At 73.1% G+C, this 12,005-nt stretch carries 9 protein-coding genes; 5 read left to right on the forward strand and 4 right to left on the reverse strand.

The annotated features are described in order from the left end of the window. The first annotated feature begins 167 nt into the window (after window positions 1–167). The 4 genes from KIK06_RS25725 (at window position 168) to hflX (ending at window position 4,922) form a co-directional block, all read left to right on the forward strand. Window positions 168–1,400: a class I SAM-dependent methyltransferase gene (locus tag KIK06_RS25725; protein ID WP_026127986.1), complete on the forward strand. Its 1,233-nt coding sequence runs from the start codon at window positions 168–170 to the stop codon at window positions 1,398–1,400. Between the two features lie 8 nt (window positions 1,401–1,408). Further along, window positions 1,409–2,410 (forward strand): NAD-dependent epimerase/dehydratase family protein, encoded by a 1,002-nt coding sequence (locus KIK06_RS25730; protein ID WP_268645464.1) that lies wholly within the window; start codon window positions 1,409–1,411, stop codon window positions 2,408–2,410. A gap of 20 nt (window positions 2,411–2,430) precedes the next feature. Further along, on the forward strand, window positions 2,431–3,411 hold the full coding sequence (locus KIK06_RS25735; protein WP_017600734.1) for an aldo/keto reductase: 981 nt from the start codon (window positions 2,431–2,433) through the stop codon (window positions 3,409–3,411). Between the two features lie 107 nt (window positions 3,412–3,518). Then, on the forward strand, window positions 3,519–4,922 hold the full coding sequence (gene hflX, locus KIK06_RS25740) for a GTPase HflX (protein WP_268645465.1): 1,404 nt from the start codon (window positions 3,519–3,521) through the stop codon (window positions 4,920–4,922). Here hflX and erm read toward each other — a convergent pair. Next, window positions 4,867–5,877 (reverse strand): 23S ribosomal RNA methyltransferase Erm, encoded by a 1,011-nt coding sequence (gene erm, locus KIK06_RS25745; protein ID WP_268645466.1) that lies wholly within the window; start codon window positions 5,875–5,877, stop codon window positions 4,867–4,869. The genes hflX and erm overlap by 56 nt on opposite strands. 780 nt (window positions 5,878–6,657) lie before the next feature. On the opposite strand from erm, the gene KIK06_RS25750 reads away from it, so the two are divergent. Next, a complete protein-coding gene (locus tag KIK06_RS25750; RefSeq protein ID WP_268645467.1) occupies window positions 6,658–7,989 on the forward strand; it encodes an IS701 family transposase in 1,332 nt (443 codons plus the stop codon). On the opposite strand, the gene KIK06_RS25755 is transcribed toward KIK06_RS25750, so the two are convergent. The 3 genes from KIK06_RS25755 to KIK06_RS25765 all read right to left on the reverse strand — a co-directional run bounded on the left by KIK06_RS25755 (window position 7,880) and on the right by KIK06_RS25765 (window position 12,000). Further along, on the reverse strand, window positions 7,880–9,844 hold the full coding sequence (locus tag KIK06_RS25755) for a helix-turn-helix domain-containing protein (protein ID WP_268645468.1): 1,965 nt from the start codon (window positions 9,842–9,844) through the stop codon (window positions 7,880–7,882). The genes KIK06_RS25750 and KIK06_RS25755 overlap by 110 nt on opposite strands. A 136-nt stretch (window positions 9,845–9,980) precedes the next feature. Beyond that, the gene (locus KIK06_RS25760) at window positions 9,981–11,303 is read right to left on the reverse strand and encodes a hypothetical protein (RefSeq protein WP_268645469.1); all 1,323 of its coding nucleotides are present in this window, start codon (window positions 11,301–11,303) and stop codon (window positions 9,981–9,983) included. Between the two features lie 19 nt (window positions 11,304–11,322). Beyond that, window positions 11,323–12,000 carry a 4'-phosphopantetheinyl transferase family protein gene (locus tag KIK06_RS25765; RefSeq protein ID WP_268645470.1) on the reverse strand — a complete coding sequence of 226 codons (678 nt, stop codon included), beginning with the start codon at window positions 11,998–12,000 and terminating at the stop codon, window positions 11,323–11,325. Window positions 12,001–12,005: the final 5 nt, after the last annotated feature.

A 12,005-nucleotide genomic window follows, 5' to 3' on the forward strand; every position in this document is an offset into this window, starting at 1 on the left:
ACAAGGCCGATCTGACATAGTGCGGCGGGCTCCGGAGGGCGGGCGCGGGCGGCCCCCACCCCGTAATTGACAAAGTGACCGGCCAACCGTGGCACCGCGCCCGGCGCGGGGCGCAGACTCGGCGAGCAGCGCCGCTCCACTGGCGCGACGACCGCCGAGAGGACCGCATGATCATCCCTGCTTGCCGCGTCTGCGACAACCGTGAGCTAATCCCGGTGCTCGACCTGGGAGAACAGGCCCTGACCGGGGTCTTCCCGCGCAGTCGGGAGGAGGTCGTCCCCGAGTTCCCCCTGGAGCTGGTGAAGTGCTCGCCATCGGGCTGCGGGCTGGTTCAGCTGCGACACACCCCCGACCCGGGGCTGATGTACGGGGAGGGTTACGGCTACCGCTCCGGCATCCGGCCGTTCATGGTCGACCACCTGAGGGGAAAGGTCGAGTCGGTGCGCCGACGCGTCGAACTCGGCGCCGGCGACATCGTCGTCGACATCGGCAGCAACGACGCCACCCTGCTCAGGAGCTACCCGGACGCGGGGCTGCGGCGGGTCGGTATCGACCCGACCGGCGGCAAGTTCCGCGACAGGTACCCCGACGACGCCGAGCTGATCGTCGACTACTTCTCCCGCGACGTCTTCACCGAGCGCTTCGGAGACGAACGCGCCCGGGTGGTCACCTCGATCGCGATGTTCTACGACCTGCCTGACCCCCTGGCGTTCATGCGCGACGTCCGCGACATCCTCGCCGACGACGGGGTCTGGCTGATGGAGCAGAGCTACCTGCCCTCCATGCTGGAGGCCGACGCCTACGACATCGTCTGCCACGAGCACCTGGAGTACTACGCGCTGCGGCAGATCGAGTGGATGGCTGAGCGAGTCGGCCTCACCGTCCTGAGCGCCGAGATCACCGACGTCTACGGGGGCAGCCTCTGCGTGACGCTGGCCAGATCCACGTCACCGCACACCGTGGACGAGAATGGGCTGGACCGCGTCCGCGCCCTGGAGAGCCAGGCTAAGATCGACACCATGGCCCCCTTCGAGACCTTCGCGCGGCGGGTCGAACACCAGCGGGACGCCCTGCGCTCCTTCCTCGCCGACTCCCTCGACGCGGGCCGGCTCACCGCCGGGTACGGCGCATCGACCAAGGGCAACGTGATCCTCCAGTACTGCGGGATCACCGAACGCGAACTTCCCTGCGTCGGCGAGGTCAGCCCCGAGAAGGCGGGGCGCTTCACCCCCGGCACGCGCATCCCCATCGTCTCCGAGGAGGAGGCCAAGGCGATGCGGCCGGACCAGCTGCTGGTCCTCCCGTGGATCTACCGGAAGGGTTTTGTCGAGAGGGAACGGGACTTCCTCGCCTCCGGCGGACGGCTGGTGTTCCCGCTCCCCGAGCTCGACACCGTGTGAGCGCGCCGATGACGTACGCGGACGCGCGGGGCCACCGGCCACGGATCGTCGTCCTGGGCGCCTCCGGTTTCGTCGGCTCCGCCGTCACCGCCGAACTCGCCCGCCTGCCGGTACGGCTGCGGCTGGTGGCCCGCGGACGGAGCCCGGTCCCGAAGGACCCGGTCGCCGACGTGGAGGTGTGCCGGGCGGACCTGTCCCTGCCGGGACGGGCGGCCGAGGCGGTCGGAGGCGCCGACGCGGTGGTGCACCTGGCGGCGAGCATCGGCGGTCACAGGTCCTGGCGCGAGGCCGACGAACGCACCGAGCGCCTCAACGTCGGCCTGGCCTGGGACCTGGTCGCGGCACTCGGCCGCACCGGGGACGCCGCCCGTCCACCCACGGTGGTCTTCACCAGCACGATCCAGGCAGGAGACGAGCGGCCGCCCGTGCCCGGGACCTACGCCGCGCAGAAGGCCGCCGCTGAGCGGGTCCTGCTGACGGCGCACGCGGAGGGCCGGATCAACGCGACGGTGCTGCGGCTGTGCACCGTCTTCGGCGCCAGCCCGCTGGGCGGCGCCACCGGGCGGGGCGTGGTCTCGGCGATGGCCGGCCGGGCGCTGGCCGGGCAGCCGCTCCCGCTGTGGCACGACGGGTCGGTCGAACGGGACCTCCTCGACGTACGGGACGCCGCGTCGGCGGTGGCCGCCGCGCTGGGGCACGCCGACCGGCTGGGCGGGAGCGCCTGGACCGTGGGGACGGGGCACGGCCACCGGCTCGACGAGGTCTTCGGCGCTGTCGCCGAGGCCGCGGCCGAGCGCACCGGACGTCCACGGGTCGCGGTGGTCCCGGTGGAGCCGCCGGAACACGCGGACGCGGGCGACTTCCGGACCCCGGACTCCGACCCCTCCGCGTTCGTCGCGGCCACCGGGTGGCGCCCCAGAGTGCGGCTCGGGGACGGGATCGCCGCCGTGGTCGGCGCACTGGCCCGTACGGGGCCGGAAGGAGCGGGGAAGGGAGCCGACCGAGCGTGACCGGAGACGGGAGGACAGAGATGTACGTACCGCTGGGGCGCAGCGCGACCCGGGTCAGCCGCCTGTGGCTGGGAACGGTCAATTTCAGCGGGCGGGTGCCCGACGACGAGGCGCGGCGGCTGATGGACGCGGCCGTCGACCGGGGCGTCAACTGCGTGGACACGGCCGACATCTACGGTTGGCGGGTCCACAAGGGGCACACGGAGGAACTCGTGGGCCGGTGGTTGTCCCGACGGGGCCGCCGGGACGACGTGCTCGTGGCGACCAAGGTCGGTGAGCCGATGGGGGAGGGGGTCAACGACCGCGGACTCTCCGCCCGCCACATCATCGCCTCCTGCGAGGCGTCGCTGCGGCGGCTCGGCGTGGACCACATCGACCTCTACCAGCTGCACAGGATGGATCGCTCCGCCCGGTGGGAGGAGGTCTGGCAGGCCCTGGACCAGCTGGTGGCCAGCGGCAAGGTCCGCTACGTCGGGTCCTCCAACTTCGCGGGATGGCACATCGCGGGCGCACAGGAGCACGCGGCGCGTCGCGGGTCCCTGGGCCTCGTCACCGAACAGTGCCTGTACAACCTGGCCGTTCGGCACGCCGAGCTGGAGGTGCTGCCCGCCGCCCGCTCCTACGGCCTTGGCGTCTTCGCCTGGTCCCCGCTGCACGGCGGGATGCTCGGCGGCGCCCTGCGGAAGCTGGCCGAGGGCACCGCGGTCAAGTCGGCCCAGGGGCGCGCCCAGCGGATGCTGCCCCGGCTCCGGGAGTCGGTCGAGCGGTACGAGCGATTCTGCGCGGACGCGGGCCTGGACCCGGCCGAGGCGGCCCTGTCCTGGCTCCTGTCACGCCCGGGGATCAGCGGGGCCGTGATCGGCCCGCGCGACACCGGGCAGCTGGACTCCGCCATGCGGGCGCTGGAACTGGAGCTGGGGGAACGGGAGCACGAGGAGCTGGCGGCCGTGTTCCCACCGGTCGGCGCCGGTGGAGAGGCACCGGAGGCGTGGCAGGGGTGAGGCGATCCCTGACCGGCCGCGCGCCCCCGACTTCCGGGAGCCACGGCGCTCCCAGCGGCCGGACGCCGCGCACGACCCTGGAACCGATCCCGTCCGAAAGGATGCTTATGCCCGCCACAGACCACACCGGCAACACCGACGGCGACGCCACCGCCCCGACCGGTATCGCCGACGCCCTGGACACTGAGACACCGGACAGCGGAGCCGAGCACGACCTGAGTCCAGTCAGTCCGGCCTCCCTCGGCGCGGACCGGGACGAGGCCGAACGCGTGGTGCTGGTGGGCGTGTGGTCCACTGGCACGGCGGAGGAGGCCGAGCGCTCCCTGTCCGAACTGGCCGCGCTCGCCGAGACCGCGGGGGCACGGGTGGTGCACGGTCTCACCCAGCGCCGGTCCAGCCCCGACCCCGCGACCTTCATCGGCTCCGGCAAGGTCGCCGAGCTGGCCGACCTGGCGGAGAGCGCCGACGCCGATACCGTCGTGTTCGACGGTGAGCTCTCACCCGCGCAGCTGGCGCGCCTGAGCGAGCGCCTCCAGGTCAAGGTGATCGACCGGACCGCCCTGATCCTCGACATCTTCGCCCAACGCGCCACCTCCAGGGAGGGCAAGGCCCAGGTGCGGCTCGCGCAGATGCGGTACATGCTGCCGCGGCTGCGCGGTTGGGGGCAGTCGCTGGCGCGCCAGAGGGGCGGCGGGGGCGGCGGCGGTCTGGCCAGTCGCGGCCCCGGTGAGACCAAGCTCGAAACCGACCGGCGCCGCCTGCGTGACGACATGGCCGAGGTCCAGCGGGAGATCGAGCAGCTGCGGGTCGCCCGCGACCTGCGCCGTCAGCGCCGCGAACGCAACAGGGTCCCCTCGGTCGCCCTGGCCGGCTACACCAACGCCGGGAAGTCCTCGCTGCTCAACCGCCTCACCGGAGCCGAGGTCCTGGTGCGCAACGCCCTCTTCGCCACGTTGGACCCCACCGTGCGCCGGGTGGAGACCGACCGGGGACGCGGCTTCACACTCACTGACACCGTCGGTTTCGTGCGTCGGCTGCCCCACCACCTCGTCGACGCCTTCCGGTCCACCCTGGAGGAGGTCACCGAGGCGGACCTCATCCTCCACGTGGTCGACGGCTCCCACCCCGATCCGCTCGACCAGATCGCGACGGTCCGCGCGGTGATCGCCGACATCGGTGGTGCCCGTGTGCCGGAACTCGTGGTGGTCAACAAGGCCGACGCCGTCCCGGAGGAGGCACTGCGCCCCCTGCTCGCCGCCGAATCCGACACCGTGGTGGTCTCCGCCCGGACCGGTGAGGGCGTCGACGCCTTGCTGGAGCGGATCGTGTCGACGCTGTCGGAGGCCGACACCGAGGTGGCGGCGCTGCTGCCCTACGACAGGGGTGACCTCCTCGCCCGGATCCACGACGAGGGGGAGGTCCTGGCCGAGGAGCACACCGGGGACGGCACCCGCGTCACCGCGAGGGTCCACGACGCGCTCGCCGCCGCGCTGGAGCCCTACGCGGGGTAGGGCCGCGGCCGCCTCGGGCCCGCTCTCCTACGGGGGGCGGGCCCGAGGCGCGGAAGAGGTCGGCCCACTGCCGCGGCGTGACGTCCTTGACCCGGAGACCGGAGGGGACGCCGGCCGCCCGCAGCCAAGCGGCGTTTCCCCGACCGCCCACCGCGCGGGCGGCCTGCCCGACGGTCAGCTGGCCGGTGTTGAAGAGTCCGTCCACGAACCGCTGGTAGGCGACGCGCTGTCGCCAGGGGACCAGCGGTTCGGGCAGGGGCGACACCAGCAGGGTCTCGGTGTCGGTGCGGGGGGCCGGGCGGAAGTCGTGGCGAGGGAAGCGCAGTCCGCGGCGGAACCCGTACCAGGGGGCCCACTGCGCGTTGAACAGGTTGCCGCCGTAGCCGCCGACGCGTTTGCGGGTGTACTCCTCCTGGAGGAGGAAGACGCCCTCCAGGAAGCGGTCGGGGCCGAGTTCCAGGCAGCGGCGGAGCATCGTGGTCCCCGTCCCGAAGGGCAGGTTGCCGATGAACCGCATCGGTCCCTTGGGCGGACGCCAGTCCAGGAAGTCGCGGTTGACGACGGTGAGGTTCGGCAGGGCCCGTTCCCTGAGGTGCCGGACCCAGTGGGGGTCGATCTCGACCGCGGTGAGGGGGCGGTCGGGGACGACCAGTTCCCGGGTCACGCGTCCGGAGCCGGGGCCGATCTCGATGAGGGCGGCCGCCCGGTCGTCGACGCCGTCCATCTGCCGGGCGAAGCGCCGTGCCACGGCGGCGGACCGGAAGAAGTTCTGCCCCCACTCCCGCCTGGCCGTTCCCCGCCCCGGCCGGCCGTGTGGCTGCGGATTCCCGGTTCCTCCGCCCTGGCCGTCGTGCTCGGCGGGCCGTTGCGCCGAGGTCCGGTGCCGTGTTCCGGGGCGGCTCCCGCCGCTCCGGCCACGGGCTCCTCCGTGCGGTTGGGTGCGACGGAACGTCAAGTTCCTTCCTTCCAGAGAAAGGGAACGTCGGTATTTTTCGCCCGCGTCATGCTGCCATCCCTTTTGTCGGCTGTCCACTGGAGTCGGCGGCCCCGGTTTCCCCGTTCGCATTCCGTTGGCCGGGCAGCGGTCGGGTATTTCCGGTGAACGCCCTGGTGAGTCCGCCAAGTTTCGCCCGGGGTGGTTTGTGTAAGCGGGAGATAAACGCGAGGAACTGGTAGAGGTGCTCGGTTCCAGGGCGGTCGGGACCGTCACCTGACATCATCCGGATTCCGATCACACGCGCGTCACACGCGACCGCTGATCCGGTCCGGAACCGAGGGGCGGTGGTCCCGCACCCCCGTGCGGAGGGGGAGAGCGGACGCGGTGTGCGCCGTGGCGGTGAATCACGGGCCGATTACCCCGCTGTACTGCTCAAACGTTGCAGGTTTCCGATGCTCGCCCGGGTTCGCCCGTGGGAAAACACGGTGGTCCGCCGTGGAAAAGGGCCGTGCTCGCGACCCCTGGGCGCTCCGAAGCGTCCGTTCTCATCGCCCTCGACCGGTGGTGCGACCACCGGTCGAGGGCGATGAGAACGGACGGAAAGGCCCGGCTGCGGTGCTCCGGGCACACCCCACGGATATCCGTCCGGCGCCGTGCCTTCCAGAGCGGTGGAACGTCCCCGGAAGCATCGTGAAATGGGTCGTCGGCGCACCTGGGGTCGGAGCGTGGCGCTCGGAAGGGTGGAGGGCGCCAAGGCCCCGGACCCACAGCGGGCCATCAGCCCCGTGAGGAGCGCCGTTGACCTCCACCGCACCCGCCATCACCGGACCGGCCGCGTGGGCGGCGGACCGCGACACCCCCGCGGCCGACTCGGACATCGGCCCTGACGCCTCCCTCGTCTCGGAGGTGCTGTCCGCGCTGCGCCGCAGCGATCAGCGGCACAAGGGCGGCATGTACGTGCGCGGACTGCTGACCGTCCCCGGCCGCAAGACCATGCGCGGCCTGGCCGCCCACACCGGGGAGCACGCGGCCGAGCAGAGCCTGCACCACTTCATCAGCTCTTCGACCTGGGACTGGTCCCGACTGCGCGTCCGGCTCGCCCGCCGGCTGGAGCGTGACCTCGGGCCGCGTGCCTGGGTGGTGCGCCCCATGGTGGTCCCGAAGGCCGGGACGCAGTCGGTGGGGGTCGAACGCCGCTACGTCCCCCACCTGGGGCAGGCCGTCAACTGCCAGCACAGCTGGGGGCTGTGGTTCGCCGCCGACCACGGTTCGGCCCCCGTCAACTGGCAGCTGTCCCTCGGCGACGACTGGCTCGGCGACGACGACCTGCGCCGACGCGTCGCGATCCCCGACGAACTGCGCGTGGCCTCCCCCGACGCCATCGCGGCCGGGGTCGTGGCGCAGGCGGCCGGCTGGGGGCTGACCCCCAGACCCGTGGTGATGGACGCCAGGGAGGTGGCCCCCGCACCCGTCATCCGCGCGCTGTCCGCGGCGGGGCTGCCCTTCATGCTGCGCGTCAGCGGCGGCACGAACCTGTTGGCGCCCGAACTGTCGGGGGGCGCCCGGACGGTGGCGGCCACCGCCGAGCGGTTGGCCGGACTGGTCCCGTCGCGGCGGCGGCCGGTGGAGTGGGTGGACCCGGTCGGCCCCCCGATCACCCGCACCAGCCTGCTGTCACTGCTGCCGGTGCACTGGCCCAGACTCTCCCCGGTGCCCGGTCCGTCGTACCGGGGACCGGTGTCGGACACCAGGAGAGGACGGCCCCAGACCCCGCCGCTGACCCTGGTGGCGGAGTGGCGCCCGAACCGGCCGAGGCCCACCGAACTGTGGGTGACCAACATGGGCGGCGCGGGGCGGGGCACGCTCCTGCGGCTCGGCAAGCTCACCCGCCGCGTGGCGGCCGACTTCCGTGACATCGGCCGGGACGTGGGGCTCCAGGACTTCGAGGGCCGTTCCTACCACGGGTGGCACCGGCACGTGACCCTGGTGTCGCTCGCCCACGCGACGCGTCTGCTCGACGCTAGTGGCCCGGGGGCCGCAGCGCTTGCCGTGTCCTCTGGAGGTGGAGGGCGAGGCGCAGCTCCAGCGCCTGGTCGGGGCTCTGCCAGTTCCGGTCGAGCAGCTGGGTGACGCGGTCCAGACGGCGTGCGACGGTGTTGGGGTGCACGTGGAGGACCTCCGCCGCCCTCGTGGGGCTCTCCGCGCACTGGAAGTAGACCTCCAGCGTCCGCTGGAGGTTGGTCCGCCGTTGGGCGTCGTAGGTCAGGACCGGGCCCAGGACGTCCTCGACGAACGCCGCCACCTCGTAGTCCTCGGCGGCCAGGATCCCGAGGAAACCGAGGTCGCGGGGTCCGGCCCCGCTCCCGGTCCCGCCGAGTGAGACGAGCGCGTCGAGGCAGCGCACCGCCTCGCGGTGCCGGACCGCCAGCTCTTCCGGTCTCCGCAGCGGACCCACCGCCGCCGCCGTCACCGGGGTCTGGAGGATCTCGCCGAGTTCGGCGGAGACCGTGCGGGCCGTCTCCCCCGGATCGTCGCCGGGGAGCAGCAGCACGGCGTGGTCGTCACCAGGGACCGACAGCCCCTGACGGTGGTGGGCGAAGGGGGCGGCCCAGCAGCGGTCCGTGGGCGGCTCCTCGGTCCGGGCCGCGACCAGCACGTGCGGCCGGTTCAGCCGCGCCGACAGACGCCTGGTCCCCCGGGCGTCGTGCGCGGTCGCCCCCTCGCCGTGGACCAGGGACGCCAGGAGGTGGTCGTCGCCGGGGTCCGGCGGCCCGGAGCCGCGCCGTGTCAGCAGGAGGGCGCTCACCACACCGCCGACCATCGCCAGGAACCCCTCGCGTGCGAGGTCGTCGCCCTCCGCGGGGCTGAACAGCAGCCAGCCGAGGTGCTCGTCGGGTCCGTTGAGCGGGACCGTCCAGGACCCTCCGGGCAGGGGGAGCGGCCGGTCCAGGGTCCGCGCGCGCAGGCAGGTGCGCTCCAGGTCGGGGGAGTCGCGCACCGAGAGTCTCCCGGTCCGCGCCAGCAGGGTGCCGGAGGGGTCGCGGACGGCCACCGCGCTGCCCGACTCCCGCACGATCCGGGTCAGGAGGGTCTCCAGGTCGGCCCCGGACAGCACCATGTCCAGCAGTTCCCCCTGCATGTCCGCTGTGCGGCGCGCCTCCTCCGCCTCGGCCCCGGCCGCGCGGGCGAGGCGCTCCAGTTCGGCGCGTTCGTTCTGGGCGCGCTCCCACGACCGGGCCCGGCTGGCGGCCGCCGAGGTCAGGTCGGCCAGGGAGGTGATGAGGGAGATCTCCTCCGGGGAGAAGTGGTGCACCTGGCGTTCGGCCACGCACAGCAGACCCGCCCAGGCGTCGTCCACCCGCAGCGGGACCGCCAGGATGGCGTGCAGACCCTCGGCGCGCACCACCCGGTCGGTGGCCGGGGTGCGCTCGATTCGGGGGTCGGTGGCGTAGTCGGCGGTCCAGACGGGACCCTCCGGCCGGTCGTCCCCGCTCAGCAGGTGGTGTTCGTGCGGGCTCCGCGCGCCGTTGGTGAGGACGGTGGTTCCCCCGGCCGAGGCCATCACGGGGTCGCCGCCCGCGCGGAGCACGTACGCGTGCGCCATGTCCATGTTGACCAGCATCCGGGCGCGTCGGGTGACCAACCGGAGGGTGGTCTCCAGGTCGGGTGAGAGGGCGAGGTCGCACGCGATGTCGACCAGGGCGGCGAGGTCGGCCTCGCGTCGGCGGCGCCGGGCGGTGGCGACCTGGACGGACAGGGCCAGGCTCCGGGCCCGGCCCAGCCGTTCGACGGCGGACGTGCTCGCGCCCCGGGCCTGAGCCTCGTGCACCAGGTCGTCGTAGCTGCGGGCGGGGGCGTCGCCGGCGAGCAGTTCGAGGAAGGGGAGGAGGTCGGGGCCGCCCGCCGGATGTCCCTTGTTCCGGGTGCCGGCGACACCCCCCTGAGCCGGTGTCCCACCGAGCGCCGTGCCCCCCTGCGGCAGCATCGATTTCCTCACTCCCCCACGGTCGACGGGTTTCTTTATGCGATGTCCAATGGCGAAATAGTACCTTTCGGTAGATAAGAGTCAAGGAAGATTTTTGCTGTGAAGGCCGTGTGAAGACAAGGTTTTATAATCGTTTTCATTTCTTTTCGTTGTTGCCGTTTGGTCGGCTTTTGTCTTCACGTTTTGGCTGTTCAGTGTGGTCGTTCTCGCTTGTTTGGGGGTGTTGGGGGCGTGCGGTTCCCGGTGTGGAAACGGGGTCCGGGTGCCGTGTGTCACTTTCTCTTTCTCCGTCGTCGGAAGCGGGCGTCGGCTGCGGTTCCCGGTCGGCTCGGAAGGCGGCGAGGGAATCCGAAACGGCCGAGTGCAGCAGCCGCCACGACGCTGTCGCGGCGGTGAGCTGACTCCGGGTCAGCTCCTCCGCGACACGGTGGAGGTCGACCCCCCGGCTCTCCGCCCGCCGGGCCGTCCGACACGCGGTCGGCAACTCGTCGGAGAGGTTCTCCGGACCCGATACGCCCTCACGCAGGAACGCGGCCATCGCCCCCGCGTCACCGCCCACGGAGGTGCCCCAGCCGACGACCAGCTCGGCGCCGGCACCGCCCGTCCGCGGCCCCGCGACCAACCGGCCGTCCGCCCCGGTTCCCGTGACCGACCAGGACAGCTCCCAGGGGCGGGCGCCGTCCGCGGCCAGCGAGCTCCACCGGGGATCCGCCAGCCCGGCCTCGTACGCGTGGTAGGCGAACCGGGCGTAGGCCAGCAGCGATCCGCCCACACCGTCCCACGGGGCGTCGGCGCCCCCGTCGGCGCCCGAGGGAAGGATCCTCGCGACGGCCTCCCCGAGCAGCCGCAGCGGGACGCTCACCACGCAGCGGATCCCGGACAGGTCACGGCCGACCGCGCGTGCTCGCTCCAACCCGTCGAGGAAGGCCGCCGCCGCCTCCGCCACGGCCGCGGCGGACGCCGCACCGGAGATCTGCACCCCGATGCCCTCCGCCAACAGCTCCTCGGCGGCCCCGGCCGTCCGCGGACCCGCCGCCAAGTCCAGCAGGAGGTTGGGGCGGTCCACCTCCCAGCACAGTGCCCGGGCCTCCGCCAACAGCAGGTCCCGTCGCCACGACCACCAGGGCGGAACCGGAAGGGCCGCGCAGCCGCTGCCGACCTCCTCCCGCTCGAAGGCCGGGCGCAGGGCCTCGCACACCCGCCTGGCGTCGTACGTCAGCAGCCGGCGTACGCCCTCGGCGTCGTCCACGCCCCGCAGCGCCAGGTCGCGCAGCTGACTCGTGTAGGCGTCCCCCCACCGGACACCCTCCGCCACCGGGGCGGGGTGGATGGCCGCGCCGCTGATCCCCCAGCGCCGCGCGGCGTCGGTGAGCTCTCCGGAGACCGCCGATCCGCGGTCCACCCCCTCAAGCCGCAACGCGATGCCCTCGGCGGTCAGCCTGCCGAGCACGTCGGCCATTCCTCCTCCATTCCCTCGTTCACGGACCGGGCGGCCCTGCGGGCGCCCGCAGGGCGACGCTGGTCAGGACCAGGCCGTCGCGCACACTCCACTCGCCGGTGAGCACGTCCAGGGTCAGATCGCCCACGACCGCCCAGGGCGGCGTCAGGCGGGCGGAGAAGGTGCGGGCGCGCGGACAGATCCGCAGCGAGGCGTCCCGGAAGTCCAACCGCCGGGCGGCCAGCGGGTACCACGCCTTGTACACCGACTCCTTGGCACTGAACAGCAACCGGTCCCAGCGGATCCCGGGTTCGGCCTCGGACAGCTCCCGCAACCGGACACGCTCCTCCGGCAGGGTCACGGCCTCCTCCACCCCGTCGGGCAGGGCGGCGTGCGGTTCGGCGTCGATACCCAGGGCCAGCCAGCCCCCGGCCCGGCCGACCGCCGCCGCCCGATACCCCTCGCAGTGGGTCAGGGAACCCACGACCCCCCGGGGCCACAGCGGTTCCCCCCGCGTGCCGCTGAGCACCGGGCCGGGGGCGGCGCCCAGGTCGGCGAGCGCCCGGTGGGCGCAGACCCGCGCGGTGGTGTACTCACGGCGCCTGCGCTCCACCGCGTCGCGCACGGCGTGCCTCTCCCCGGGCAGGAGCAGCGACTCCGGGAACTCCCCGCGGGTGTCCGCGGAGCACACCCCCGGGGGGAGAATCTCCTCGATCACGCCAC

This window comes from Nocardiopsis sp. EMB25 (assembly GCF_026797795.1).
GTDB classification, from domain to species: Bacteria; Actinomycetota; Actinomycetes; order Streptosporangiales; family Streptosporangiaceae; genus Nocardiopsis; species Nocardiopsis lucentensis.

Coding starts and splice junctions, on each gene's coding strand:
- KIK06_RS25735 (WP_017600734.1), top strand. CDS start 2,431: ATGTACGTACCGCTGGGGCGCAGCGCGACCCGGGTCAGCCGCCTGTGG.
- KIK06_RS25760 (WP_268645469.1), bottom strand. CDS start 11,303: ATGGCCGACGTGCTCGGCAGGCTGACCGCCGAGGGCATCGCGTTGCGG.
- KIK06_RS25725 (WP_026127986.1), top strand. CDS start 168: ATGATCATCCCTGCTTGCCGCGTCTGCGACAACCGTGAGCTAATCCCG.
- hflX (WP_268645465.1), top strand. CDS start 3,519: ATGCCCGCCACAGACCACACCGGCAACACCGACGGCGACGCCACCGCC.
- KIK06_RS25755 (WP_268645468.1), bottom strand. CDS start 9,844: ATGCTGCCGCAGGGGGGCACGGCGCTCGGTGGGACACCGGCTCAGGGG.
- KIK06_RS25730 (WP_268645464.1), top strand. CDS start 1,409: ATGACGTACGCGGACGCGCGGGGCCACCGGCCACGGATCGTCGTCCTG.